This is a genomic window from Staphylococcus sp. SM3655 (genome assembly GCF_016917315.1).
Taxonomy (GTDB): Bacteria; Bacillota; Bacilli; order Staphylococcales; family Staphylococcaceae; genus Staphylococcus; species Staphylococcus aureus.
Genome location: NZ_CP070305.1, coordinates 2,099,592 through 2,125,079 on the forward strand (window position 1 = coordinate 2,099,592; position 25,488 = coordinate 2,125,079).

The window sequence follows — 25,488 nt, forward strand, 5'->3', positions numbered from 1 at the left end:
AGGCTCTTTTTATTTTGCCCAAAATTAAAATAACGATAAATATATTATGTGAACCTAATAATGACATTTGTCATTTCAAATCTATGACAAAGTGTTCTATTTTAAATCTAATAAATTTACTAATATTAAATTAAGGAAAAAATAGAGGTGATTAAATTGATTCAAATATCTAATATCAACAAGTCATTTAATAAAAGATGTGTTCTAAAAAATATTTCGTTCGATATTGAACAAGGTAAATGTATCGCTTTAATTGGAAAAAATGGTGCTGGAAAGTCAACGTTAATTGATATATTAATTGGTAATGTTAATGCTAATTCTGGTGAGATATTTGATAAAGACAAGTTATTACAAAGTGAAAATCGCAGTATAATGTTCCAAAAAACGATGTTTCCAGATCAATTAAAAGTTATTGAGATTATCAACTTATATCAATCATTTTACGAAAATCCATTACCATTGGAAGAAATAATAGAACTGACGAAATTTGATTCTAGTCAACTGAACCAATTTGTAAATAAACTTTCTGGTGGTCAACAACGATTACTCGATTTTGTATTATCTTTAATCGGACAACCACAATTGATCTTATTAGATGAACCAACATCGACTATGGATATAGAAATTAGAGAATATTTTTGGTCAATTATTGAAAATTTAAAAGAAGATAATCGAACGATACTCTATACATCGCACTATATTGAAGAAGTCGAACGTATGTCAGACAAAATTATTCTCATTGAAAATGGAGAAATAATACTTAATGATTCAACGTCACATATTAGAACCAATCAGCAATCTCAGATTACGTTATCCGATGAATATATAAGAAAGTTAAAACTAGATAAAGATGATTTAGTTATTCAAAAAAATCATAATGGCACTATCAAAATTATTACTTCAAATGTAAATGATACGATTTTATATCTTCAACAACTTCATATTAATTTGGATGATATTGAAATACAAAAAGTCTCAATTGTTGATTCATACTTCAACAATAAAAAGCAAAGGGGATCTAATTATGATACTAAGTTACTTGAAAATCGAATTTAAAGTTATAATGCGTAAAAAAACAACATTAATATTATCTATTTTATTTCCTGTTATATTCTATATATTATTTACTTCGATATTGGAATTGCCGGAAGATGTTAAACCTAAATTTTATAAAGAGTATATGTATAGTATGACGGTTTATAGTTTGTTAAGTTTTAGTTTACTAACTTTTCCATTAGATATTATTAATGAAAAACAAAATGAATGGCGCCAAAGATTAATGGTAACACCATTTACTTTTACTAGTTATTATATTTCAAAAGTAGTGAAAACTATGCTGCAATTTGCAATAGCGATATTAGTTATTTTTATGGTTGGACATTTTTATAAAGGTGTTGCAATGAGTGCAGTTCAATGGTTAGAGTCAGGAATATTTTTATGGTTAGGTGCGTCTCTATTAATAACTTTTGGCATATTATTTTCTTTGTTAAATGATATTCAAAAAACAAGTGCTTTAGCTAATATCGTAACAATTGGTTTAGCAGTATTAGGTGGATTGTGGTTTCCGATAAACACATTTCCAAATTGGCTTCAACATGTTGCTCATGTTTTACCGAGCTATCATTTGCGTAAACTAGGTGTAGATATTGCTTCAAATCATCATATCAATTTAATATCATTTGCTATAATACTCTTGTATGCTTTAGGGAGTATATTAGCAGTATATTGTATTAGTCATTTTAAAAGGGCGGAATAAAATATGAAATTTTTAAAAGATACTTCAATTGCTGAAATATCGTCTATACTTTATCTGATTTTTCCTATTGCCGGTATATTTTTTAATGAAGTATATGGTCCCAAATGGTTGTATATTATATCAGTCATTGTCTTTTCGTTGTCGTATCTTATATTAGTTATAGTAAATAATAGACTTAATACATTAATGTTTTACATTTTGTTGATTATTCATTATTTTATTATTTGTTATTTTGTTTTCAGTGTACATCCAATGCTAAGTTTGTTTTTCTTTTATAGTGCTTTTGCCGTTCCATTTACTTTTAAAAATAATGTTAAAAAAACGGCAACTAATCTTTTCATACTAACAATGATTATATGTACAATAATAACGTACTTATTGTATAACAACTATTTTGTTGCAATGATGGTTTATTATGTCGTTATATCGTTAATAATGCTAGATAATTTTAAAAAAATGAAAAACCGTGAATATCAAAAAGAAATAGCAGAAAAAAATAGACATATTAATACATTAATTGCTGAACAAGAGCGACATAGAATTGGTCAAGACTTACATGATACGTTAGGGCATGTGTTTGCAAGTTTATCATTAAAATCAGAATTAGCTTATAAACTAATAGATGCTGATGTAGAAAAAGTAAAAGCTGAATTATTAGCAATTAATAAATTATCTCGTGAATCATTGAACAAAGTTCGAGAAATTATTGATGATGTAAAATTACCATCATTTATTGAAGAGATTGATAGTATACGTAAAGTTTTAAAAGATGCTGATATTGATTTTACATTTGAAAATAAAGAATTAGCGCAAGTATTAAGTCCTACTAAACAATCTATGTTAGTTATGATTACGCGTGAAGCGATAAATAATGTTATTAAACATGCAAATGCTTCAAAAGTTCATGGTAAATTAAAAACTGTAAACAATCATAAATTACTGCTTATGATTGAAGATGATGGCAAAGGTATCGATAGTGATTGTGAGGTGAAAAGTATTTCACAGCGTGTACAACATTTAAATGGAACTTTAGCAGTCGACTCAACAAATGGAACTAAAATAATCATTGAAATCTCAACAGGAGGAATAGCATGACATCTTTAATTATTGCAGAAGATCAAAATATGTTACGACAGGCAATGGTTCAATTAATTAAACTACATGGTGATTTTGAAATTTTAGCAGATACTGATAATGGTCTCGATGCAATGAAACTTATTGAAGAATATAATCCTAACGTTGTTATTTTAGATATAGAAATGCCAGGCATGACTGGACTTGAAGTTTTAGCGGAAATTAGAAAAAAGCATTTGAATATTAAAGTGATTATTGTAACAACTTTTAAAAGACCGGGATACTTTGAAAAAGCAGTTGTGAATGATGTGGATGCATATGTTTTAAAAGAACGTTCTATAGAAGAATTGGTGGAAACCATTAATAAAGTAAATAACGGAGAGAAAGAATATAGCGCCACATTGATGACTTCATTTTTTGTAGATAAAAACCCATTAACGCCCAAAGAACAAATTGTATTAAGGGAAATTGGCAATGGTTTAAGTAGTAAAGAAATAAGTGAAAAATTATTTTTGACAGATGGAACAGTTAGAAATTATACATCTGTTATAATTGATAAATTATTTGCAGATAATCGTTTTGATGCTTGGAAAAAGGCAAATGAAAAAGGCTGGATCTAAATACAAACAAAAAAGTATTGAGTGTTTTGATTTAAGAGACTTGGAAAGTGAGTCAATAATCAAAATCTTACTCAATACTTTTATTTTGGTACTCGCAATTTAGATTTGTTAACTAATTTTTTCGCTTATTATAAAACGAAACAATCAAGTAAACGATAAAGCCTACAAAGATACCCAATAAAATAGATAGTACTGCCGTCACTATTAATGGTAATTTGAAAAATATTTGTAGGAAAATACCAATGATAATTGCGATAATTACTGCAATTAATGTGACTGTATTTTCATTTGAAATGTTCATTTATTTTCACTCCTTAACAATAACATTATATCATGCTATAGCTTTCCAAAATATTGAAATATGTAGATATGGCTATTGACGATATTTCTTAACTTTTATATGATTAATCGGAATGAAAAAAGAGAAGTAGGTGGCAATATGAAGTCAAATAAATCGCTTGCTATGATTGTGGTAGCCATCATTATTGTAGGTGTATTAGCATTTCAATTTATGAATCATACGGGTCCTTTCAAAAAGGGGACGAATCATGAAACTGTACAAGATTTAAATGGTAAAGATAAAGTACATGTTCAAAGAGTTGTGGATGGTGATACATTTATTGCAAATCAAAATGGTAAAGAAATTAAAGTTAGGCTTATAGGGGTTGATACGCCAGAAACGGTGAAACCGAATACGCCTGTACAACCATTTGGCAAAGAAGCATCAAATTATAGTAAGAAGACATTAACAAATCAAGATGTTTATTTAGAATATGATAAAGAAAAACAAGATCGCTATGGTAGAACATTGGCGTATGTATGGATAAGTAAAGATCGTATGTACAATAAGGAATTAGTGGAAAAGGGACTTGCTAGAGAGAAGTATTTTTCACCAAATGGCAAATATAGAAATGTATTTATAGAAGCACAAAATAAAGCTAAACAACAGAAATTAAATATTTGGAGTAAATAATTAAATAGGTGATTATATATATTAAAGTAAAATATACTTGAAGCATCGATTTATTATTACCATAAATTTATATATAGAAATAATTTAAAGGCATAATAACCATAGTGCGTATCGAGCGTAATGGATTATTATGCCTTTGATTTTACTTGAATATAGCTGTGATTTGATCAACCTGTTCTTTATTTAAAGGGTGTTTAGATAGCTCTATGGCTTCGCTAATAATACGTCGTAACGAAGATTTTGTTGAAACTGTATCAACATATTTATCTCTTTCTTCAGAACCTTGAATGATATTAACTGTACCATCACTAAAGTAAATAACACCGGTACTTTGGACTTTAAAGTTAAAGTTTTGTTCAATATGATCCTTTAATGCTTTCGCATTATTTGCTGCTAATTGATACGGATCATAATCATAAAAATCATAAATAACACGATTTGGTTGAACTGTTTCTGTAAAAGTATAGATAGACTTTCTTGATGAATTAAACTGATCATGATATTGCTGGCTAATGTAATGACCGACAACTTTTTCAATATTACTATTGCTTATTTCTGTATCATGCTCATCAGGTACATCAAAGTGATAAAATGTTTTTTCACCCCAGCTTTTTACATCAACGTTTATTAAACCGATATCTGAAACAATGATAAAATCAAATGAACGTGCATACTCGAAAAACGGATGTTTAGTAGCTAAATTGCTTGTAACGATAATATCGTAATATTTTAATTTACCATTTTCGAGATAGCTATCTAAAATCTTGCGTAATTCTCTTTTAGCATTTTTGTATGCATGGTGGCCAACATCATTATTAGAACTCAGCATTTGACTTCTTAATTCAGCATTTTCTGCACTTAATGCTTTGTTCTTTTTAATAAGTTGCTTTCTTGCATAAACTTCGGTATCTATTTTACTATTACTATACCTTTGATTTAAAACTAATATACCAATTAATGCTACAATGATAATGATAAGTACAACATAAAAAGACATTTTTTCACCAATCCTTTTTGACTTCTTTAACTTTGTATACAATAATAATTAATAAAGATTAATTGTTATTCAATTTCCCACATTTTTATTAGTTGATTTTAGTTCATCATTGTTATAATCAAATTATAAACTGACAGATATTGATGTTCAATGAATATGACGTGAAAGATTCGTGAATTCAAGTTTATGTCGAATTTATGTTATAACGGTCATTTAAATGACAGAATTAGGTCACTCATAGTATTTTGAAGATTGAATTCATTAATTTTAAAATGTATAATGATATTTGTGAAAGCGCTTGCTTAGGAGGTGTATTTGAGAGTGAATGAAATGAATGCTAAAGAACAATTAGTGGACAATTTAATGAAAACATCATCGCAATTATTTAAATTTCACGGTGAAGTTGCCATGCAGCTTTTCTTAAATGATGAATTAAAATTACCTTCTATTGTTGAAATATGCGTGGAACGTAAGCGTTTAAGTGATATTGTGAAAGTTATTCCGCAATCATATGCGTTACTATACATAGATAAGCAAGATCAAGCAATAGCTAAAGAAGATTTATCACTTTCAAAAATTGCAAAAGTTTATGTGCAATATGATGATACAACAATAATGAGTATTTTCGTTTATGATGTAGTAAACGATGAATGGATTTTTAGATTGGATCCGAATATACGTATACCTAAGAGTAACATATACTTCCATAGTTTAAATTGGGATGTGGATTATATTAAACCGGAGATCGTTCTAATGTATGATCTAATGCAACACCATCAGTATCATCATTATTCCAATTATAAACGAGTCATAGATGCATTAAGCTACTATCAATTTTTTATTTTAAAATTTGTAGTAGGTGAGCAACGTATTAAGGATGCAATCCAGAGAACAATAAATAATTAAGAAAAAGCAATTCATAACGCAGTTGAATACATGTGTTACGAATTGCTTTTATATTAGTTTTTATCACACAAGTTTTTTAATGCAACCCCGTGATAGCAAAACTCATATGTAGATAATACAGCTTTTTCAGCATCATCTACATGAATTCCAAACATCATCGAGATTTCCGAAGCACCTTGGTTAATCATTTTTAAGTTAATTTTTGATTCAGCTAAGGCATGTGTAATTTTATTTGCAGTACCGATGACTTTATTCATACCTTCGCCGACAATCATTAATATTGCTAAATCATGCTCAATACTTAGCTCATCAACATCACATTTTTGACGAATTTCATTTAATACTTTTGTTTCTTTATTTTGAATTTGTTTTGAACGCATAACGATACTGATAGTATCAATACCTGAAGGCATATGATCAAATGAAATATTATTATCCTCTAAGACACCTAATATCTTTCTAGTAAACCCGACTTGTCTATTCATTAAATACTTTTTGATATTAATAACGGTAAAATCTTTATCACAACTTATACCGCTAATCACATTTTTCGCATTTATTTCTCTATCATGCACTATAAATGTACCTTTATCTTGAGGGCGGTTCGTATTTTTAATCACCACAGGGATGCGATCTTTATAAAGTGGTTGTAAGGCTTCATCATGGAAAACACTAAAACCAGCATAAGATAATTCACGCATTTCTCGATAAGTGATTTCTTCGATTAATTCAGGATCTTTGATGATATTTGGATTAGCTTTATAAATACCAGACACATCGGTGAAATTTTCATAAATTGTAGCTCTAACACCACTTGATATGATGGCGCCAGTTATATCTGATCCGCCACGTGGAAATGTAACTATATATCCTTCATGAGATACGCCGAAAAATCCTGGGATAATTAGTTTCTCATCATAATCTCTTAATTTTTTAATTTCAGAGTAAGCACTATCTAATATTTGTGCTTCTTGTGGGACGTCAGTAACAAAAATACCCGCTTCCTTCGGTGATATATATTTTGTTGGTATACCTTGACTATTATTATATAAAGCTATCAATTGCGCATTAAAATCTTCACCACAAGAAAGTAATGCATCTAATAGTCTCTTTGGTTCATTTTTTAATTGATTAATATAATGTTCCAAAGTCACATCTATCGTCCGTAAAATACTTTCATCCATTTGCAATTCTTTTACAATATCATCATAACGCTGAATAATTTCTCTTTTTTTATCATGATAATCAAGATGATTAATGACCTTTTCATATAATCTGATTAACAAATCAGTTGTTTTAATATCATTATCATGTCTTTTACCTGGAGCAGAAACGATAACAATCTTTCGCTCTGGATCAGAATTAACAATATTTAAAACCTTTTTAATTTGAGTAGCATTGGAGACGGAGCTACCACCGAATTTGGAAACTTTCATAGTGCATGCCAACCTTTCTAAAAAATCAGAAAATTGTATTCAGTTTTGTAAGTAAGAATGATATTATGTATTTATATTTTGAATATTACGAACTTTACAAAAATAAAGAATAATTCTATACTATACTATCATCTAGTGTTTTTCAATAATACATTTGTTTTTCTCAAAAGCACAAACGGAGGTACATAAAATGAAAAAATTAAATATAGCATTATTAGGATTAGGTACTGTCGGATCTGGTGTTGTTAAAATCATCGAAGAGAACCGACAGCAAATTCAAGATACATTAAATAAAGATATTGTCATAAAGCATATTCTTGTTCGAGATAAATCTAAAAAGAGACCGCTAAATATTAGCCAATATCATTTAACTGAAGATGTTAATGAAATTTTAAATGATGATTCATTAGATATTATCGTTGAAGTCATGGGAGGAATTGAACCAACTGTAGATTGGTTAAGAACAGCACTTAAAAATAAAAAACATGTTATTACCGCAAATAAAGATTTATTAGCAGTACATCTTAAACTTTTAGAAGATTTAGCAGAAGAAAATGGTGTAGCTTTAAAGTTTGAAGCGAGTGTAGCAGGTGGTATTCCGATCGTAAATGCCATAAATAATGGTTTGAATGCGAATAATATTTCAAAATTTATGGGAATTTTAAATGGTACCTCTAATTTTATTTTATCTAAAATGACTAAAGAGCAAACGACATTTGAGGAAGCACTTGATGAAGCGAAAAGACTTGGTTTTGCTGAAGCGGATCCAACTGATGATGTAGAAGGGGTAGATGCAGCGCGTAAAGTTGTCATTACATCATATTTATCATTTAACCAAGTCATTAAATTAAACGACGTTAAACGAAGAGGAATTAGTGGCGTAACTTTAACTGATATTAATGTAGCCGATCAACTGGGGTATAAAATTAAATTGATTGGTAAGGGAATATATGAAAATGGCAAAGTTAATGCATCGGTAGAACCAACGTTAATTGATAAAAAGCATCAATTAGCAGCTGTAGAGGATGAATATAACGCGATTTATGTCATTGGTGATGCCGTTGGTGACACGATGTTTTATGGAAAAGGAGCAGGCAGTTTAGCAACAGGTAGTGCCGTTGTCAGTGATTTATTGAATGTAGCATTATTCTTTGAATCAGATTTACACACATTGCCACCACATTTTGAAATAAAGACAGATAAAACACGGGAAATGATGGATTCAGATGCAGAAATTAATATTAAAGAAAAATCCAATTTCTTTGTAGTAGTGAATCATGTCAAAGGTTCAATTGAAAATTTTGAAAATGAGTTAAAGGCAATATTACCATTTCACCGATCATTAAGAGTTGCAAATTACGATAATCAATCATATGCCGCTGTTATAGTTGGATTGGAATCATCACCGGAAGAATTAATCACTAAGCATGGATACGAAGTTGACAAAGTATACCCAGTAGAAGGAGTTTAATTATAATGAGAAGATGGCAAGGATTAGTAGAAGAGTTTAAAGCACATTTACCAGTAAATGAAAATACACCAAAATTAACATTGAACGAGGGAAATACACCACTCATTCATTGTGAAAATATGTCTAAAATACTAGGTATAGATTTATATGTGAAGTATGAAGGTGCCAATCCGACAGGTTCATTTAAAGATCGCGGTATGGTAATGGCTGTGACAAAAGCAAAAGAGCAAGGTAAGAAAATTGTAATATGCGCTTCGACTGGAAATACATCAGCGTCTGCAGCAGCATATGCAGCGAGAGCAGGTTTAAAAGCTATCGTCGTAATACCAGAAGGTAAAATTGCATTAGGTAAATTGTCGCAAGCAGTAATGTATGGTGCAGAAATCGTTTCTATTGAAGGAAACTTTGATGAAGCTTTAGAAATTGTAAAAGAAATTGCAAAAAGTGGCGAAATAGAGCTTGTAAACTCTGTCAATCCATTTAGAATCGAAGGGCAAAAGACAGGCTCATTTGAAATTGTACAACAATTAGACGGTGAAGCACCTGATATTTTAGCGATTCCTGTAGGTAATGCAGGTAATATTACTGCATATTGGAAAGGCTTTAAAGAATATCATGAAGCTAAAGGTTCACAATTGCCGAAAATGTTTGGCTTCCAAGCTGAAGGCGCATCACCAATTGTTCAAAATAAAGTCATTAAAAATCCTGAAACGATTGCAACTGCTATTCGAATTGGTAATCCTGCTAGTTGGGATAAGGCGACTAATGCTCTTAAAGAATCAAATGGATTAATAGATAGTGTTACTGATGATGAAATTCTAGAAGCATATCAGTTAATGACAACTAAAGAAGGTGTCTTTAGTGAACCAGCGAGTAATGCTTCTATTGCAGGTTTAATTAAATTGCATAGACAAGGTAAATTACCTCAAGGTAAAAAAGTAGTTGCTATTTTAACTGGTAATGGATTAAAAGATCCTGATACTGCTATTTCACTACTAGATAATCCGATAAAGCCATTGCCAAATGATAAAGATAGCATTATCGATTATATTAAAGGAGCTTTATAACATGTCGAATGTTTTGGAGTTAACAATTCCTGCATCAACAGCCAACCTTGGAGTTGGCTTTGATTCTATAGGTATGGCTTTAGATAAATTTTTGCATCTGTCTGTAAAGGAAACATCAGGGACAAAATGGGAATATATTTTCCATGATGATGCATCTAAGCAATTGCCTACTGACGAAACAAACTTTATTTATCATGTAGCACAACAAGTTGCTTCTAAATATAGTGTTGACTTGCCTAATTTATGTATCGAAATGAGAAGTGATATTCCATTGGCAAGAGGGTTAGGTTCGTCAGCTTCTGCTTTAGTAGGAGCTATATATATCGCAAATTATTTTGGTGATATCCAACTGTCTAAACATGAGGTATTACAATTAGCGACTGAAATCGAAGGACATCCTGATAATGTTGCGCCGACCATTTATGGTGGTTTAATCGCTGGATATTATAATGATGTCTCGAAAGAAACGTCAGTTGCACATATCGACATACCAGACGTGGATGTGATTGTAACGATACCAACTTATGAACTAAAAACAGAAGCATCAAGACGTGCTTTACCACAAAAATTAACACATAGTGAAGCGGTTAAAAGTAGTGCAATTAGTAATACAATGATTTGTGCATTAGCACAGCACAATTATGAATTAGCAGGTAAACTCATGCAACAAGATGGCTTTCATGAACCGTATCGTCAGCATTTAATTGCTGAATTTGATGAAGTGAAAACAATTGCTATTCAACATAATGCCTATGCAACTGTAATTAGTGGTGCTGGACCAACTATTTTAATATTTAGTCGTAAAGAAAATAGTGGGGAATTGGTTCGCTCTTTAAATAGTCAGGTAGTATCATGCCATTCTGAATTGGTCGATATTAATATCAGTGGTGTTAAAGAACGAATTGTATACCAATAGACGCTTTATATTGTAAAATAGTATTAAATGCAGAATAGAGAGGAGATTTAATGCGATATGACAAATTATAAAGTTGTCGTTTTAGATATGGATGACACATTGCTAAATTCAGATAATGTGATATCAGAAGAAACTGCAAATTATTTAACAGCAATTCAAGATGAAGGTTATTATGTTGTTTTAGCATCTGGTAGACCTACTGAAGGTATGATTCCAACTGCTAGAGATTTAAAATTACCTGAACATCATAGCTATATTATTAGTTATAACGGTAGTAAAACGATTAACATGACTAATGAAGAAGTAGAAGTAAGTAAATCGATTGGTAAGCAAGATTTCGATGAAATTGTAGATTATTGTCGAGATAGAGGCTTTTTCGTTCTTACATATCATGATGGTCAAATTATTTACGACAGCGAACATGAGTATATGAATATTGAAGCAGAATTAACAGGTTTACCGATGAAACGTGTTGATGATATCAAAGCGTATATTCAAGGCGATGTACCCAAGGTCATGGGTGTAGATTATGTAGCGAATATTACAGAAGCTAGAATTGATTTGAATGGTGTGTTCAATGATAATGTAGATGCTACGACAAGTAAGCCATTCTTCTTAGAATTTATGGCCAAAGACGTTTCAAAAGGTAATGCAATTAAAGCGTTATGTCACAAATTGGGATATTCGGTGGATCAAGTCATTGCTTTTGGTGATAGTATGAATGATAAATCAATGTTTGAAGTCGCAGGTCTAGCTATTGCTATGGGGAATGCATCAGATGAACTTAAGCAATATGCAAATGAAGTTACGTTGGATCATAATGAAAATGGTATTCCACATGCGCTCAAAAAATTGTTATAAATTTTAAAATAAGCCTTAACACATGATATTTGAATAAGATATCTTGTGGTTAAGGCTTTTTATTTTTGTGAAAATGACTTCAGTTATACTATGGAGGATTTGAAATACATATTTTAGATTAGTAATGATATCAAACGAATAGAGTAAATGTATATTTTTTGAATAAATCAAGTATTAACTAGTCACTGAAGGTAGATAAATAAATTTGATCATTCTGAATAATAACGAATGCATTAAAAAATGCAGTGACAATCTAACATTAATTGTTAAAATCACTGCAAGCATCTTGATTTTATTTAGCTGTTTGTGTCCAGTCATGCTTACCTCTGAAACGTTTTACATGAGCATATATTTGGTCAGCAGTATAATCTAAATTTGTATAAACTGTAATACTGAACGCTGATTGGTTTTCAGCAAATGATTCTTCGGAAAATAATTCCTTTAAGTGCATAAATAAATCATTCATTTGTTTATGGTTTAAACCGGGATATTCCCTTAAAGTTCTCTTTAATAATTGTCCGTTCTTTTCTTCTAATGCTTGAACTACAATAACAAATCTTTCATCTTGCTTTAGTACATCATCAAATAAATTTGTTTGTCCAATCATTGAATTTCACCCCTGAAAAGTTATTGTTATCTATATTATACACGATATGCAAAATATCTAAAATAAAGAATGGTAACATGGTAATAATAAAATATAAACAGAATACTAGTTAATACACTTTATACTAGAAAAAGATATTAAAGTATATCTGCTTTACACCATTAAAAAGCGGCAAATGCTATAGATAATCTAAAGCATCTGCCGTATGAGAATTTATTTATTTTTGATTGTCATAATCGTGTGGTTTTAAATTAATTGTTTCTAGCTTTACAAATTTTGTTTTGTGAATGATTTTATGAATAAAGTAAATCAACGCTAGAATGATTAAAGGTAAAAAGTTTTTAAAAGCATTTAACCATTGATCTTTTAAAATATATTCAACTGAGCCACCAAATAGCAAGAATAATAGTGTAGTGATGACAATGATTGGTCCTAATGGATAAAAAGGTGCTTTATATGGTAGGACCTTATTAGGGTCTTGACCTTGTTTTTTAATAGCTTGTCGCAATCGTATTTGTGACCAAATGCTTGATCCCCAAACAACTATAATCATTGAACCAATAATTTCAAGTAAATTAAAAACGGCATTTGAATTAAAGTTTGCATAAATAATAACAATAACAACGACTGCATAAGTAGTTAATAATGCTCTTAAAGGTAACTTAGTTGTCTTGTTTAATTTACTTAAAAATTGGGGTGCTTTTTTGTCTGAACTTAAGGAATACAACATTCTGCCTGTTGTATAAACACCTGAATTTGCAGCGGATAATAATGAAGTTAAAATAACCGCGTTGATTACTGATGCTGCAAAGGCTATGCCTACTCTATCGAATACAATTGTAAATGGGCTTTGACTTATTGAACTACTTGCTCTTAATAATGATGGATCTGTGTACGGAATAATTGCACCAATTACTGCAATTGATAAGACATAGAATAAAAGAATACGCCAAAATACTTGTTTAATTGCCTTAGGCATAGACTTTTTAGGGTCATCTGATTCACCAGCAGTTACTGCTACTACTTCTGTACCACCAACCGAAAATCCGGCGACTAATAATACGCCTAAGAAACCAGAGATACCACCAACAAACGGTGCTTGGCCTTTTGTATAGTTTTCAAATCCATATGTATGACCACCTAAGATACCGAAAATCATTAAAAAGCCAAAAATAACGAATACGATAATTGTTAACACTTTAATCAATGATAACCAAAACTCAGTTTCTCCAAATGATTTTACAGAAAAAATGTTTAATAATAGTAAAATTGTAATAAAGATTAAGCTCCAAGTAATGGGGTGGAAAAATTTAAATGTGTCCCAGAAATAAAGCACATTTGACGCTACTATGACATCAACACTTGTAACTAATGACCACAATGCCCAATACAACCATCCCATGGTAAAGCCAAGAGATGAGTCAATAAAGCGTGTTGAATAAGAGCTGAATGAACCTGATACTGGATAAAATGTTGCCAACTCTCCAATTGATGACATTAAGAAATATAGCATGACACCAATAACAAGATAAGCGAGTATAGCGCCTCCAGGACCAGCTTGAGAAATGATATTACCAGTAGCTACAAATAGACCAGTCCCAATTGCACCACCTATAGCAATCATGGAAATGTGTCTTGAGTTAAGACTACGGTTCATTTTATTATCTTCCATATTTAGTCTCCCATCTATTTAAATATACCCATTATTGTAAGCTTTTTAAGTGTACTATTCAATAACTATTTAGTACTGTAAAGCGAAAAAATTAAAATTTTCTGATTTTTTAATCATCTTGAGCATGTTTAATTGTAATTTTGATGGGGTTAAATTATAATATGTATTAAATTATAATTATTATAAATTGTGGAGGGATGACTATGTCACAACAAGACAAAAAGTTAACTGGTGTTTTTGGGCATCCAGTATCAGACCGAGAAAATAGTATGACAGCAGGGCCTAGGGGACCTCTTTTAATGCAAGATATTTACTTTTTAGAGCAAATGTCTCAATTTGATAGAGAAGTAATACCAGAACGTCGAATGCATGCCAAAGGTTCTGGTGCATTTGGGACATTTACTGTAACTAAAGATATAACAAAATATACGAATGCTAAAATATTCTCTGAAATAGGTAAGCAAACCGAAATGTTTGCCCGTTTCTCTACTGTAGCAGGAGAACGTGGTGCTGCTGATGCGGAGCGTGACATTCGAGGATTTGCGTTAAAGTTCTACACTGAAGAAGGGAACTGGGATTTAGTAGGGAATAACACACCAGTATTCTTCTTTAGAGATCCAAAGTTATTTGTTAGTTTAAATCGTGCGGTGAAACGAGATCCTAGAACAAATATGAGAGATGCACAAAATAACTGGGATTTCTGGACGGGTCTTCCAGAAGCATTGCACCAAGTAACGATCTTAATGTCAGATAGAGGGATTCCTAAAGATTTACGTCATATGCATGGGTTCGGTTCTCACACATACTCTATGTATAATGATTCTGGTGAACGTGTTTGGGTTAAATTCCATTTTAGAACGCAACAAGGTATTGAAAACTTAACTGATGAAGAAGCTGCTGAAATTATAGCTACAGATCGTGATTCATCTCAACGCGATTTATTCGAAGCCATTGAAAAAGGTGATTATCCAAAATGGACAATGTATATTCAAGTAATGACTGAGGAACAAGCTAAAAACCATAAAGATAATCCATTTGATTTAACAAAAGTATGGTATCACGATGAGTATCCTCTAATTGAAGTTGGAGAGTTTGAATTAAATAGAAATCCAGATAATTACTTTATGGATGTTGAACAAGCTGCGTTTGCACCAACTAATATTATTCCAGGATTAGATTTTTCTCCAGACAAAATGCTGCAAGGGCGTTTATTCTCATATGGCGATGCGCAAAGATATCGATTAGGAGTTAATCATTGGCAGATTCCTGTAAACCAACCTAAAGGTGTTGGTATTGAAAATATTTGTCCTTTTAGTAGAGATGGTCAAATGCGCGTAGTTGACAATAATCAAGGTGGAGGAACACATTATTATCCAAATAACCATGGTAAATTTGATTCTCAACCTGAATATAAAAAGCCACCATTCCCAACTGATGGATATGGCTATGAATATAATCAACGTCAAGATGATGATAATTATTTTGAACAACCAGGTAAATTGTTTAGATTACAATCAGAGGACGCTAAAGAAAGAATTTTTACAAATACAGCAAATGCAATGGAAGGCGTAACGGATGATGTTAAACGACGTCATATTCGTCATTGTTACAAAGCTGACCCAGAATATGGTAAAGGTGTTGCAAAAGCATTAGGTATTGATATAAATTCTATTGATCTTGAAACTGAAAATGATGAAACATACGAAAACTTTGAAAAATAAATTTGATATGTAGTTTCTATATTGCGTAGTTGAGCAGTTTATGATATCATAATAAATCGTAAAGATTCCTAACAAGAGAGGGTGTTTAACGTGCGCGTAAACGTAACATTAGCATGCACAGAATGTGGCGATCGTAACTATATCACTACTAAAAATAAACGTAATAATCCTGAGCGTATTGAAATGAAAAAATATTGCCCAAGATTAAACAAATATACGTTACATCGTGAAACTAAGTAATTCTTATCATTCAAATACGACGATTTGAAAATAAAGCGGGCTTACCTATTATATTGGGGAGCTCGCTTTTTTATGAAATTTTTGTGAAGAGTGATTAATGGATTGAGTTTCATCGGTAGAACAATATATGATTGTATTAGTTGTTACTTTATTAAAATTTGAGAATATTTATAGAAGGAAATAGATTACTGATTTTATAAAGTCACTTTGTTAGCGAATGCTTGAAAGAGTATTTAATATAGTAGAATTTAAAATTTCAAAGCGGAATTTAATAAGTACGAAGTAATTCTGGGTATGTTTTATAAATGTTCGATAATACACTTTAATCTTAAATATGATGGTTTAGAAAATGATTTAACAAAGAAATGAAACTTTACTGTTGAATTATGTGAGGATTGTGTTATTATATAAATCGTAATAATTACGATTTGATAAAAAGTGAGGTAACTATATATGGCTAAGAAATCTAAAATAGCAAAAGAGAGAAAAAGAGAAGAGTTAGTAAATAAATATTACGAATTACGTAAAGAGTTAAAAGCAAAAGGTGATTACGAAGCGTTAAGAAAATTACCAAGAGATTCATCACCTACACGTTTAACTAGAAGATGTAAAGTAACTGGAAGACCTAGAGGTGTATTACGTAAATTTGAAATGTCTCGTATTGCGTTTAGAGAACATGCGCACAAAGGACAAATTCCAGGTGTTAAAAAATCAAGTTGGTAAAATCAAATTTCGTACTTTAGCCCATTTACAATATCAATAAAACAATGTACAGTATATACGAATGCTATAAACTGAATGTTTTCTCATATTAATAAGGAAACATTCGGTTTTTAATTTGCATTTAAAAATAATTAGTTTTTAAAGGGGCTATTTAAAGTGAAAATATTTGATTACGAAGATATTCAATTAATACCTAATAAATGCATAGTTGAAAGTAGGTCTGAATGTGATACAACTATCCAATTTGGTCCGAAAAAATTCAAGCTACCTGTAGTTCCTGCAAATATGCAAACAGTTATGAATGAGAAATTAGCGAAATGGTTTGCTGAAAATGATTACTTTTATATCATGCATCGTTTTGATGAAGAAGCAAGAATACCTTTTATAAAACATATGCAAAATTCAGGCTTATTTGCATCTATTTCAGTTGGTGTAAAGAAAGCGGAATTTGATTTTATTGAAAAGTTAGCTCAAGAAAAATTAATCCCCGAATATATTACAATAGATATTGCGCATGGTCACTCAGATTCAGTGATAAACATGATTAAACATATAAAAAACCATATACCTGATAGTTTTGTTATTGCTGGTAATGTTGGTACGCCAGAAGGTGTTAGAGAATTAGAAAATGCTGGTGCTGATGCTACCAAAGTCGGTATAGGTCCTGGTAGAGTTTGTATTACAAAGATTAAAACAGGTTTTGGTACTGGTGGTTGGCAGTTAGCGGCATTAAACATATGTAGTAAAGCAGCTCGTAAACCTTTGATTGCTGATGGTGGTATAAGAACGCATGGCGACATCGCTAAATCAATTAGATTTGGTGCATCAATGGTCATGATTGGTTCATTATTTGCGGCACACGAAGAATCACCTGGTGAAACTGTAGAACTTGATGGTAAACAGTATAAAGAATATTTTGGTAGTGCATCTGAATTTCAAAAAGGCGAACATAAAAATGTAGAAGGTAAAAAAATGTTTGTAGAACATAAGGGTTCATTAATGGATACCTTAAAAGAAATGCAACAAGATTTACAAAGCTCAATTTCATATGCCGGTGGAAAAGACTTGAAATCATTACGTACTGTAGATTATGTTATTGTTAGAAACTCTATTTTCAACGGTGATAGAGATTAATATTTATAGTAGGTGATGTAAATTAAAAAATTCATAGTAACTGTTGTTGCGTTTTTATCAATTATTATCATTGCGCCAATAACAGAATTTAAACCATTCATTCATTTACAAAATGAAGTAAGACAATATATTGACATTCACATCAATAAAGAAACAATTTCTGCGGAAAATAAATTGGATACGCCGAAGAAACAACAATTTGCCTTTAACAATATACAAATGAACATGTCAAAATCAGATGTTGAGAAAACATTAAATAAACCAAAAAGAGTGACATTTAATGAATATGGTACGAAGTGGTATACGTATTATGATGACGATTACAATAATTTTATAATGATAAGTTACATTAAAGATAAAGTTAATGCGTTATATACAAATCAAAATATAATCACTTCAAAATCAAAAATTAAATACAATACACCGAAATCGGTTGTAAGGCAAAGATTAGGCGAACCAGAAACAGAGATTGTTAAAGGTAGAGTGCGTTACGAACAAAATAATAAAGAATATGATGTTTTCCATAAAAATCACATTTATACGACGGTATTTTATGATAAGCATCGACGTAATAATGTAACAGCTGTTTTACAAGTAAGTGATGCTATGGAAAATAGATTAAAAGAACAATATGGAGCACCTTCGAAATCGCTTGCAGATAGTTTTGAACTACAAAATTTTGATTTAGTTAATGCTGAAAGAAAACAACATCAATTATCTACATTGAAGTATTCTAAACAGAATTCTGAAACTGCACGTAAGCATAGTAAAGATATGGCCAACAATCATTATTTTGATCATACAAATTTAAAAGATCAATCACCATTTGATCGATTGAAAAAAGATGGTATTACATTTAACTCAGCCGGAGAGAATTTAGCATATGGTCAAGTTAGTAGTATCTATGCACATCAAGGATTAATGAATTCTATTGGTCACAGAAAAAACATTTTAAATGATACGTTTAAAATATTAGGTGTTGGTGTTGATTTTAATGATGAAAAACAACCTTTTTGGACAGAAAATTATACTGGTTAATGTTTTTGGCATGAGTTTAAAGGGTAATGTTTGTCTGTAAGGAAGTAGATAAACATGATGACAACAGATAAACCAAAAGATGCGGATATACTTGAACGCGTCAAAGATATACTTAATAAAAAAGAAAGAAAAAAATAATAATGGCTCGCTCCTGTAAATTATTACGGGGGCGAGTTTTAATTTGTTTAACATTTTGCAGGAATCTGTAATTCAAAATTTATATTAAAGAATGAGATTATCTAACAATTCGCAATTTCTGTTTGAACTGAATTTAGATTAGAATAAATAAAACCTCTTGAAAACGTAACTTTTTCAAGAGGTCCAAAATTTATAAAAATGAGGGCTTAACAATTACGATAATATATAACGGTTTAAAATATTACATTTCGCGGTACAAACCAATTACTTTCCCAATTACAGCAACATTGTCGAGGTAAATTGGCTCCATTGTACTATTTTCAGGTTGTAATCGATAACGATTTTTTTCTTTATAGAAGCGTTTGACAGTTGCTTCATCTTCCTCAGTCATAGCAACAATAATGTCTCCATTTTCTGCTATGGTTTGACTGCGAACAATTACTTTGTCTCCGTCTAATATACCAGCCTCAATCATACTGTCGCCTACGACGTTTAATATGAATATGTCGCTATTGTGTGTCGATGTTAAGTGTTCAGGTAATGGAAAATATTCTTCAATATTTTCTACTGCGGTAATAGGAACACCTGCTGTGACTTTACCAATAACTGGCACATGAATCGTTTCTTCCATATTAATATTATCATTTGTTTGATCACTTACAATTTCTATAGCACGTGGTTTCGTCGGATCTCTTCTTATATAGCCTTTTTCTTCAAGACGTGAAAGGTGACCATGAACAGTTGAACTGGATGCTAAGCCAACTGCTTCACCAATTTCGCGAACACTAGGCGGATAACCTTTCATTTGAACAACTTGTTTAATATAGTTATATATTTCGCTTTGTCGTTTTGTTAATTCTCTCATATATAGGCACTCCCTAAATTAATTTATATACAGTATATCATTAATTCACAACCAAAACAAACATTTGTTCGTTAAAATATTGACAGAGAACATAAGTTCTGATAAATTACTAATACAAACAAATGTTCTAGGAGTGGAAATGATGTTTTACAATAAATATAAAAACGTATCAACATATATCATCATATTTTTAGTTTCAAGTGCAGCCTTTGCAATATTCTTGTTAAGTGCGAACATTAGTGCTCACTCGGAACAAGTGTACGAAATGACTGACCATCAAATTAAGAACAATACGATAAATAAAGCATACGAACATAAAGACCCTACAAACAATAGCGAACAAAGAGATGGGAAAGTGTTCGCTTTAATAAATTGATACATTGTCACAACGTTATTTTGCCTATTTTTGCGAAATAGCGTTTTTTATTACTTTTTTACTGATCTTAAATTTGTTATATTTTGTTAAAGTATTATAATGATTGAATAAACAAATTGAAGGTAGGTTTTTTAATTGAGTAATTCTGATTTGAATATCGAAAGAATTAACGAGTTAGCTAAAAAGAAAAAAGAAGTAGGATTAACTCAAGAAGAAGCAAAGGAGCAAACAGCCTTAAGAAAAGCTTATCTTGAGAGTTTTAGAAAAGGGTTTAAACAACAAATTGAAAATACTAAAGTAATTGATCCAGAAGGTAATGATGTAACACCTGAAAAAATTAAAGAGATACAACAAAAAAGAGATAATAAAAATTAAATCACAAATCTGTAAAGAATTTTCTGACATTATAACTTGAAATAAGTATTTTACTTATCTTTTTATTTTAAAATAAGTTATAATGTATTTGATAAAATTGAAGAAGGGAAGATACACAAGATGTTTAATGAAAAAGATCAATTAGCTGTTGATACGCTGCGTGCACTAAGTATCGACACAATCGAAAAAGCGAATTCTGGTCATCCAGGATTACCTATGGGAGCTGCCCCAATGGCTTACACTTTGTGGACACGTCATCTGAATTTTAATCCACAATCTAAAGATTACTTCAATAGAGACCGTTTCGTATTATCTGCAGGGCATGGTTCAGCATTATTGTATAGCTTGTTACATGTTTCTGGTAGTTTAGAATTAGAAGAATTAAAGCAATTTAGACAATGGGGTTCTAAAACACCAGGTCATCCTGAATACAGACATACAGATGGTGTAGAAGTTACTACCGGACCACTTGGACAAGGTTTTGCTATGTCAGTAGGATTAGCTTTAGCAGAAGATCACCTAGCAGGGAAATTTAATAAAGAAGGATATAATGTTGTAGATCATTACACATATGTATTAGCTTCTGACGGTGATTTAATGGAAGGTATTTCGCATGAAGCAGCTTCATTTGCTGGACATAATAAATTAAGTAAATTAGTTGTTTTATACGATTCAAATGATATTTCATTAGATGGCGAATTAAACAAAGCTTTTTCTGAAAACACAAAAGCTCGTTTTGAAGCATATGGTTGGAATTACTTACTAGTTAAAGATGGTAATGATTTAGAAGAAATTGATAATGCGATTACTACTGCTAAATCTCAAGAAGGACCAACAATTATCGAAGTTAAAACAACAATCGGATTTGGTTCACCGAATAAAGCAGGAACTAATGGTGTTCATGGGGCACCTTTAGGTGAAGATGAAAGAAAATTAACATTTGAAAATTACGGTTTAGATCCTGAAAAACGTTTTAATGTTTCAGAAGAAGTATACGAAATTTTCCAAAATACTATGTTAAAACGTGCTAATGAAGATGAATCTCAATGGAATTCATTATTAGAAAAATATGCAGAAACATATCCTGAATTAGCAGAAGAATTTAAATTAGCAATTAGTGGTAAATTGCCTAAAAATTATAAGGATGAATTACCACGTTTTGAACTTGGTCATAATGGTGCATCTCGTGCTGATTCTGGTACTGTTATTCAAGCAATCAGTAAAACTGTCCCTTCATTCTTTGGTGGATCAGCAGACCTTGCTGGTTCAAACAAATCCAATGTAAATGATGCAACTGATTATAGTTCTGAAACACCTGAAGGTAAAAATGTGTGGTTTGGTGTACGTGAATTTGCTATGGGTGCTGCTGTAAATGGTATGGCTGCACATGGAGGTTTACATCCATATGGTGCAACATTCTTTGTATTTAGTGATTATTTAAAACCAGCGTTACGTTTATCATCAATTATGGGATTAAATGCAACGTTCATCTTCACACATGATTCAATTGCAGTAGGTGAAGATGGTCCTACTCATGAACCAATTGAGCAATTAGCTGGATTAAGAGCCATTCCAAATATGAATGTTATCCGTCCTGCTGATGGTAATGAAACAAGAGTAGCATGGGAAGTTGCCTTAGAATCTGAATCTACACCTACTTCATTAGTATTGACACGTCAAAACTTACCGGTATTAGATGTACCAGAAGATGTAGTTGAAGAAGGCGTTCGAAAAGGTGCCTATACAGTTTATGGCTCTGAAGAGACACCAGAATTCCTATTATTAGCTTCAGGTTCAGAAGTTAGTCTTGCAGTTGAAGCTGCTAAAGATCTTGAAAAACAAGGTAAATCAGTACGTGTTGTTTCAATGCCTAACTGGAATGCATTTGAACAACAATCTGAAGAATATAAAGAATCAGTTATTCCATCAAGCGTAACAAAACGTGTTGCGATTGAAATGGCTTCACCGCTTGGATGGCATAAATATGTAGGTACTGCAGGTAAAGTTATTGCTATTGACGGCTTTGGCGCAAGTGCACCTGGCGATTTAGTAGTTGAAAAATATGGATTTACTAAAGAAAATATCTTAAACCAAGTTATGAGCTTATAAGAATAATTTATAAAGCGAGTATGTTTAGAAGTCTAGGATGCATAATCTTAGGCTTCTTTTAAAGTGTTGAAATTTAGAGTATAGCACTTAAACTACATCATAAGTGATAAGTTATGAAAGTATACTATTTCAGATTAATCTTTAAAAGCTCTGTTATAACAGCATGATTTTTGATATTATTTTTAGTATCGATATTAAAATACTTGAATAAACTAGTTCTTGAAATAATGTGATGAATTTAGTAAAATTCAGTAGGATAAAGAAAGCGGGTGAAACAATGGCAACTTGGTTAGCAATTATTTTTATAGTAGCTGCATTAATTTTAGGTTTAATTGGAGGTTTCCTTTTAGCTAGAAAATATATGATGGACTACTTGAAGAAAAACCCACCAATCAACGAAGAAATGCTTCGTATGATGATGATGCAAATGGGTCAAAAACCTTCTCAGAAGAAAATTAATCAAATGATGACGATGATGAATAAAAATATGGATCAAAATATGAAGAGTGCGAAAAAGTAAATTCGCAATTGATAGAGGCTATTTTCCAGATATGGAAATGGCCTCTTTTTATAATCAAATTAATAAAAACAAATATGTTTATTAAAATTAAAGTTAACAAAATGACGAATAGACTGAGAAATGCTATAATTCATTTTGTATGATTTACAGAGAGTTTATTTAACGAGAAGGTGTCTGCGTGCTCTATTTAATATTTTCAATCATTGTAGCTTTATTTATGGGAACTATAGTTATAGTTATTCGTATGAAAGCTCAAAATTATCCGGTAAATGAGAAAAAAATAGTTTTGCCACCGTTTTTTATGGCGACCGGTGCATTGATGTACGTCGTTCCATATTTTAGGCTAACAGGATCGGAAATGCTAGAAGCCTTTATAATTGGTTTGCTTTTTTCTACAGTTCTAATTTGGACTTCTCGATTTGAAGTCAAAGGTACAGAAATTTATATGAAACGATCTAAAGCATTTCCAGTTATTTTGATTTCATTACTTATCATTCGTACTGTGATGAAAATATTCATTAGTAATGAAATAGATCCTGGAGAATTAGGCGGCATGTTCTTTTTATTAGCATTCTGTATGATTGTTCCTTGGAGAGCAGCAATGCTATATAAATACAAAAAACTAAAGAAAACATTAATCAATTAATTACTTTTAAAACCACTTGTGATCGACTTCTAAATCAGTCGATGAGTGGTTTTAATTTTACTTGAAAAGGTGAAATGATTATATTAAAATAAAAGCGAACAAATGTTCTATATGGAGGCAGTAATGAAAATTATACATACAGCAGACTGGCACTTAGGGAAAATATTAAATGGCAAACAGCTTTTAGAAGATCAAGCGTATATTTTAGATATGTTCGTAGAAAAAATGAAAGAAGAAGAACCCGATATCATTGTGATAGCTGGAGATTTATATGACACAACATATCCAAGTAAAGATGCAATCATGTTATTAGAACAAGCGATTGGAAAGTTAAATTTAGAACTGCGTATACCAATAATTATGATTAGTGGAAATCACGATGGTAAAGAGAGGTTAAACTATGGGGCGAGTTGGTTTGAACATAATCAGTTATTTATAAGAACAGATTTTACATCGATTAATTCACCAATAGAGATAAATGGGGTTAATTTTTATACACTCCCTTATGCTACTGTGAGCGAAATGAAACACTACTTTGAAGATGACACCATTGAAACACATCAACAGGGAATTACGCGCTGTATTGAAACAATAGCACCGGAAATTGATGAAGATGCCGTCAATATTTTAATTAGTCATCTGACTGTTCAAGGTGGAAAGACATCTGATTCTGAAAGACCATTAACTATTGGAACGGTTGAATCAGTTCAGAAAGGTGTTTTTGATATATTTGATTATGTCATGCTAGGTCACTTGCATCATCCATTTAGTATAGAAGACGACAAAATTAAATATAGTGGCTCCTTATTGCAGTATTCATTTTCGGAAGCGGGTCAAGCTAAAGGGTATAGACGTGTAACAATTAATGATGGCATTATTAACGATGTATTTATTCCTCTTAAGCCACTTAGACAATTGGAAATTATCTCAGGCGAATATAATGATGTTATTAATGAAAAAGTTCATGTGAAAAATAAAGATAATTATTTACATTTTAAACTTAAAAATATGTCTCATATTACTGATCCAATGATGAGTTTAAAACAAATTTATCCTAATACTTTAGCGCTGACGAATGAAACTTTTAATTACAATGAAGAAAATAATGCTATAGAAATAAGTGGAAAAGATGACATGTCAATTATCGAAATGTTTTATAAACATATAACTGATAAAGAATTATCGGATATCCAATCTAAAAAGATAAAAAATATTTTAGAAAACGAATTGAGAAAGGAGGATTAATG

The 25,488-nt window shown here is 31.1% G+C and carries 29 protein-coding genes; 22 read left to right on the forward strand and 7 right to left on the reverse strand.

The features are described 5' to 3' along the window. Positions 1-147: 147 nt before the first annotated feature. Genes JQN76_RS10345 through JQN76_RS10360 form a run of 4 tightly spaced genes read left to right on the forward strand, consistent with a single transcriptional unit; the run spans position 148 to position 3,450 of the window. The gene (locus tag JQN76_RS10345) at positions 148-1,056 is read left to right on the forward strand and encodes an ABC transporter ATP-binding protein (protein WP_000593436.1); all 909 of its coding nucleotides are present in this window, start codon (positions 148-150) and stop codon (positions 1,054-1,056) included. Beyond that, a complete protein-coding gene (locus JQN76_RS10350) occupies positions 1,025-1,756 on the forward strand; it encodes an ABC transporter permease (RefSeq protein WP_000603969.1) in 732 nt (243 codons plus the stop codon). Before JQN76_RS10345 ends, JQN76_RS10350 begins: the two co-directional genes overlap by 32 nt. 3 nt (positions 1,757-1,759) lie before the next feature. Further along, positions 1,760-2,851, forward strand: a complete 1,092-nt coding sequence (locus JQN76_RS10355; protein WP_000670300.1) for a sensor histidine kinase — start codon at positions 1,760-1,762, stop codon at positions 2,849-2,851. Next, a complete protein-coding gene (locus tag JQN76_RS10360; protein WP_000202390.1) occupies positions 2,848-3,450 on the forward strand; it encodes a response regulator in 603 nt (200 codons plus the stop codon). Before JQN76_RS10355 ends, JQN76_RS10360 begins: the two co-directional genes overlap by 4 nt. A gap of 112 nt (positions 3,451-3,562) precedes the next feature. On the opposite strand, the gene JQN76_RS10365 is transcribed toward JQN76_RS10360, so the two are convergent. Beyond that, on the reverse strand, positions 3,563-3,751 hold the full coding sequence (locus JQN76_RS10365) for a hypothetical protein (RefSeq protein WP_001027143.1): 189 nt from the start codon (positions 3,749-3,751) through the stop codon (positions 3,563-3,565). Positions 3,752-3,889: 138 nt separating this feature from the next. Here JQN76_RS10365 and nucI point away from each other — a divergent pair, with 138 nt between their 5' ends. Beyond that, positions 3,890-4,423: a thermonuclease NucI gene (gene nucI / locus JQN76_RS10370; protein ID WP_000841351.1), complete on the forward strand. Its 534-nt coding sequence runs from the start codon at positions 3,890-3,892 to the stop codon at positions 4,421-4,423. Positions 4,424-4,565: 142 nt separating this feature from the next. On the opposite strand, the gene JQN76_RS10375 is transcribed toward nucI, so the two are convergent. Next, on the reverse strand, positions 4,566-5,420 hold the full coding sequence (locus JQN76_RS10375) for a hypothetical protein (protein WP_000011823.1): 855 nt from the start codon (positions 5,418-5,420) through the stop codon (positions 4,566-4,568). A 330-nt stretch (positions 5,421-5,750) separates the two neighbouring features. Between JQN76_RS10375 and JQN76_RS10380 the strand changes: the two genes are divergently transcribed. Then, positions 5,751-6,326 carry a hypothetical protein gene (locus tag JQN76_RS10380; protein ID WP_001803470.1) on the forward strand — a complete coding sequence of 192 codons (576 nt, stop codon included), beginning with the start codon at positions 5,751-5,753 and terminating at the stop codon, positions 6,324-6,326. A 53-nt stretch (positions 6,327-6,379) separates the two neighbouring features. Here JQN76_RS10380 and JQN76_RS10385 read toward each other — a convergent pair whose 3' ends face one another. After that, complete coding sequence (locus JQN76_RS10385) at positions 6,380-7,762, reverse strand: aspartate kinase (RefSeq protein ID WP_000868645.1); 1,383 nt, start codon at positions 7,760-7,762, stop codon at positions 6,380-6,382. Between the two features lie 190 nt (positions 7,763-7,952). Here JQN76_RS10385 and JQN76_RS10390 point away from each other — a divergent pair, with 190 nt between their 5' ends. The 4 genes from JQN76_RS10390 to JQN76_RS10405 are packed head-to-tail and all read left to right on the forward strand — an operon-like array spanning position 7,953 to position 12,077. Further along, complete coding sequence (locus tag JQN76_RS10390) at positions 7,953-9,233, forward strand: homoserine dehydrogenase (RefSeq protein WP_000735859.1); 1,281 nt, start codon at positions 7,953-7,955, stop codon at positions 9,231-9,233. A gap of 5 nt (positions 9,234-9,238) precedes the next feature. Next, complete coding sequence (gene thrC / locus JQN76_RS10395) at positions 9,239-10,300, forward strand: threonine synthase (RefSeq protein WP_001255460.1); 1,062 nt, start codon at positions 9,239-9,241, stop codon at positions 10,298-10,300. A 1-nt stretch (position 10,301) separates the two neighbouring features. Continuing rightward, positions 10,302-11,216: a homoserine kinase gene (gene thrB / locus JQN76_RS10400; RefSeq protein ID WP_000073182.1), complete on the forward strand. Its 915-nt coding sequence runs from the start codon at positions 10,302-10,304 to the stop codon at positions 11,214-11,216. Positions 11,217-11,273: 57 nt separating this feature from the next. Continuing rightward, a complete protein-coding gene (locus JQN76_RS10405) occupies positions 11,274-12,077 on the forward strand; it encodes a Cof-type HAD-IIB family hydrolase (RefSeq protein WP_000186313.1) in 804 nt (267 codons plus the stop codon). A gap of 292 nt (positions 12,078-12,369) precedes the next feature. On the opposite strand, the gene JQN76_RS10410 is transcribed toward JQN76_RS10405, so the two are convergent. From JQN76_RS10410 to JQN76_RS10420, 3 genes are all read right to left on the reverse strand, one after another. Further along, on the reverse strand, positions 12,370-12,684 hold the full coding sequence (locus JQN76_RS10410) for a hypothetical protein (protein WP_000580198.1): 315 nt from the start codon (positions 12,682-12,684) through the stop codon (positions 12,370-12,372). Next, a complete protein-coding gene (locus JQN76_RS10415) occupies positions 12,659-12,763 on the reverse strand; it encodes a hypothetical protein (RefSeq protein WP_001791424.1) in 105 nt (34 codons plus the stop codon). Before JQN76_RS10415 ends, JQN76_RS10410 begins: the two co-directional genes overlap by 26 nt. Positions 12,764-12,901: 138 nt before the next feature. Beyond that, positions 12,902-14,356 carry an amino acid permease gene (locus JQN76_RS10420; protein ID WP_000389956.1) on the reverse strand — a complete coding sequence of 485 codons (1,455 nt, stop codon included), beginning with the start codon at positions 14,354-14,356 and terminating at the stop codon, positions 12,902-12,904. Between the two features lie 203 nt (positions 14,357-14,559). Here JQN76_RS10420 and JQN76_RS10425 point away from each other — a divergent pair, with 203 nt between their 5' ends. The 5 genes from JQN76_RS10425 to JQN76_RS10445 all read left to right on the forward strand — a co-directional run bounded on the left by JQN76_RS10425 (position 14,560) and on the right by JQN76_RS10445 (position 19,212). Then, entirely contained in the window at positions 14,560-16,077 is a 1,518-nt protein-coding gene (locus JQN76_RS10425; RefSeq protein ID WP_000082539.1) for a catalase, read from the forward strand. A gap of 90 nt (positions 16,078-16,167) precedes the next feature. Beyond that, positions 16,168-16,317: a 50S ribosomal protein L33 gene (gene rpmG / locus JQN76_RS10430; protein WP_001265708.1), complete on the forward strand. Its 150-nt coding sequence runs from the start codon at positions 16,168-16,170 to the stop codon at positions 16,315-16,317. 453 nt (positions 16,318-16,770) lie between these two features. Continuing rightward, entirely contained in the window at positions 16,771-17,040 is a 270-nt protein-coding gene (gene rpsN, locus JQN76_RS10435; protein ID WP_001085655.1) for a 30S ribosomal protein S14, read from the forward strand. A 156-nt stretch (positions 17,041-17,196) separates the two neighbouring features. Beyond that, complete coding sequence (gene guaC, locus JQN76_RS10440) at positions 17,197-18,174, forward strand: GMP reductase (RefSeq protein WP_000688122.1); 978 nt, start codon at positions 17,197-17,199, stop codon at positions 18,172-18,174. Positions 18,175-18,195: 21 nt separating this feature from the next. Continuing rightward, on the forward strand, positions 18,196-19,212 hold the full coding sequence (locus JQN76_RS10445) for a CAP domain-containing protein (protein ID WP_172450394.1): 1,017 nt from the start codon (positions 18,196-18,198) through the stop codon (positions 19,210-19,212). 379 nt (positions 19,213-19,591) lie between these two features. Here the strand turns inward: JQN76_RS10445 and lexA are convergent, their stop codons facing one another. Then, positions 19,592-20,215: a transcriptional repressor LexA gene (gene lexA / locus JQN76_RS10450; protein ID WP_001208755.1), complete on the reverse strand. Its 624-nt coding sequence runs from the start codon at positions 20,213-20,215 to the stop codon at positions 19,592-19,594. A gap of 142 nt (positions 20,216-20,357) precedes the next feature. On the opposite strand from lexA, the gene sosA reads away from it, so the two are divergent. The 7 genes from sosA (at position 20,358) to sbcD (ending at position 25,486) form a co-directional block, all read left to right on the forward strand. Next, positions 20,358-20,591 carry a DNA damage-induced cell division inhibitor SosA gene (sosA, locus tag JQN76_RS10455; protein ID WP_000499647.1) on the forward strand — a complete coding sequence of 78 codons (234 nt, stop codon included), beginning with the start codon at positions 20,358-20,360 and terminating at the stop codon, positions 20,589-20,591. 135 nt (positions 20,592-20,726) lie between these two features. Next, positions 20,727-20,966: a DUF896 domain-containing protein gene (locus JQN76_RS10460; RefSeq protein WP_000071351.1), complete on the forward strand. Its 240-nt coding sequence runs from the start codon at positions 20,727-20,729 to the stop codon at positions 20,964-20,966. Positions 20,967-21,086: 120 nt separating this feature from the next. After that, the gene (gene tkt / locus JQN76_RS10465) at positions 21,087-23,075 is read left to right on the forward strand and encodes a transketolase (protein ID WP_000481451.1); all 1,989 of its coding nucleotides are present in this window, start codon (positions 21,087-21,089) and stop codon (positions 23,073-23,075) included. A gap of 277 nt (positions 23,076-23,352) precedes the next feature. After that, complete coding sequence (locus JQN76_RS10470; protein WP_000246909.1) at positions 23,353-23,595, forward strand: YneF family protein; 243 nt, start codon at positions 23,353-23,355, stop codon at positions 23,593-23,595. After that, positions 23,582-23,680 carry a hypothetical protein gene (locus JQN76_RS10475; protein WP_001789897.1) on the forward strand — a complete coding sequence of 33 codons (99 nt, stop codon included), beginning with the start codon at positions 23,582-23,584 and terminating at the stop codon, positions 23,678-23,680. Before JQN76_RS10470 ends, JQN76_RS10475 begins: the two co-directional genes overlap by 14 nt. 93 nt (positions 23,681-23,773) lie before the next feature. Further along, positions 23,774-24,241: a CcdC family protein gene (locus JQN76_RS10480; RefSeq protein WP_000966142.1), complete on the forward strand. Its 468-nt coding sequence runs from the start codon at positions 23,774-23,776 to the stop codon at positions 24,239-24,241. A 123-nt stretch (positions 24,242-24,364) separates the two neighbouring features. Continuing rightward, on the forward strand, positions 24,365-25,486 hold the full coding sequence (sbcD, locus tag JQN76_RS10485) for an exonuclease subunit SbcD (RefSeq protein ID WP_000691304.1): 1,122 nt from the start codon (positions 24,365-24,367) through the stop codon (positions 25,484-25,486). The last annotated feature ends 2 nt before the right edge of the window (positions 25,487-25,488 follow it).

Coding starts and splice junctions, on each gene's coding strand:
- JQN76_RS10350 (WP_000603969.1), top strand. CDS start 1,025: ATGATACTAAGTTACTTGAAAATCGAATTTAAAGTTATAATGCGTAAA.
- JQN76_RS10355 (WP_000670300.1), top strand. CDS start 1,760: ATGAAATTTTTAAAAGATACTTCAATTGCTGAAATATCGTCTATACTT.
- JQN76_RS10360 (WP_000202390.1), top strand. CDS start 2,848: ATGACATCTTTAATTATTGCAGAAGATCAAAATATGTTACGACAGGCA.
- JQN76_RS10365 (WP_001027143.1), bottom strand. CDS start 3,751: ATGAACATTTCAAATGAAAATACAGTCACATTAATTGCAGTAATTATC.
- nucI (WP_000841351.1), top strand. CDS start 3,890: ATGAAGTCAAATAAATCGCTTGCTATGATTGTGGTAGCCATCATTATT.
- JQN76_RS10375 (WP_000011823.1), bottom strand. CDS start 5,420: ATGTCTTTTTATGTTGTACTTATCATTATCATTGTAGCATTAATTGGT.
- JQN76_RS10380 (WP_001803470.1), top strand. CDS start 5,751: ATGAATGCTAAAGAACAATTAGTGGACAATTTAATGAAAACATCATCG.
- JQN76_RS10385 (WP_000868645.1), bottom strand. CDS start 7,762: ATGAAAGTTTCCAAATTCGGTGGTAGCTCCGTCTCCAATGCTACTCAA.
- JQN76_RS10390 (WP_000735859.1), top strand. CDS start 7,953: ATGAAAAAATTAAATATAGCATTATTAGGATTAGGTACTGTCGGATCT.
- thrC (WP_001255460.1), top strand. CDS start 9,239: ATGAGAAGATGGCAAGGATTAGTAGAAGAGTTTAAAGCACATTTACCA.
- thrB (WP_000073182.1), top strand. CDS start 10,302: ATGTCGAATGTTTTGGAGTTAACAATTCCTGCATCAACAGCCAACCTT.
- JQN76_RS10405 (WP_000186313.1), top strand. CDS start 11,274: ATGACAAATTATAAAGTTGTCGTTTTAGATATGGATGACACATTGCTA.
- JQN76_RS10410 (WP_000580198.1), bottom strand. CDS start 12,684: ATGATTGGACAAACAAATTTATTTGATGATGTACTAAAGCAAGATGAA.
- JQN76_RS10415 (WP_001791424.1), bottom strand. CDS start 12,763: ATGTTACCATTCTTTATTTTAGATATTTTGCATATCGTGTATAATATA.
- JQN76_RS10420 (WP_000389956.1), bottom strand. CDS start 14,356: ATGGAAGATAATAAAATGAACCGTAGTCTTAACTCAAGACACATTTCC.
- JQN76_RS10425 (WP_000082539.1), top strand. CDS start 14,560: ATGTCACAACAAGACAAAAAGTTAACTGGTGTTTTTGGGCATCCAGTA.
- rpsN (WP_001085655.1), top strand. CDS start 16,771: ATGGCTAAGAAATCTAAAATAGCAAAAGAGAGAAAAAGAGAAGAGTTA.
- lexA (WP_001208755.1), bottom strand. CDS start 20,215: ATGAGAGAATTAACAAAACGACAAAGCGAAATATATAACTATATTAAA.
- sosA (WP_000499647.1), top strand. CDS start 20,358: ATGTTTTACAATAAATATAAAAACGTATCAACATATATCATCATATTT.
- tkt (WP_000481451.1), top strand. CDS start 21,087: ATGTTTAATGAAAAAGATCAATTAGCTGTTGATACGCTGCGTGCACTA.
- JQN76_RS10470 (WP_000246909.1), top strand. CDS start 23,353: ATGGCAACTTGGTTAGCAATTATTTTTATAGTAGCTGCATTAATTTTA.
- sbcD (WP_000691304.1), top strand. CDS start 24,365: ATGAAAATTATACATACAGCAGACTGGCACTTAGGGAAAATATTAAAT.